This window comes from Mesorhizobium sp. WSM4808 (genome assembly GCF_055811675.1).
The window spans coordinates 1-256 of sequence record NZ_JBVVQX010000092.1; the positions used below are offsets into that span (position 1 = coordinate 1).

Annotated in this window: 1 protein-coding gene; it reads right to left on the bottom strand. The window is 61.3% G+C overall.

All coding sequences use genetic code 11. The features are described 5' to 3' along the window. A partial coding sequence (locus AC0L2U_RS34810; RefSeq protein ID WP_473603717.1) for an RcpC/CpaB family pilus assembly protein occupies nt 1-256 on the bottom strand: 256 nt, incomplete at both ends.

The window sequence follows — 256 nt, forward strand, 5'->3', positions numbered from 1 at the left end:
TCGCCGGTCAGGTCCGAAAGTGTGATACGCGCGGTCTCTTCCCCCTTGCTGGCTGCCGCTTGGCGCAGCGCCAGTGACAACTGACCTGCGCCGGCCGCCAAGGTAAGCTTTTGCGCATCCTTGGTGCTGACTTCCAACGTCACCGACTTCACCACCGTGGGGCTGTCCTTGCTCTCGTCCGCCACCTGGTCGACGGCCAGCACCTTCATGCTCTGCAACAGTACATCAACAAAACTCTGGTCTGCACCGTCGGGAT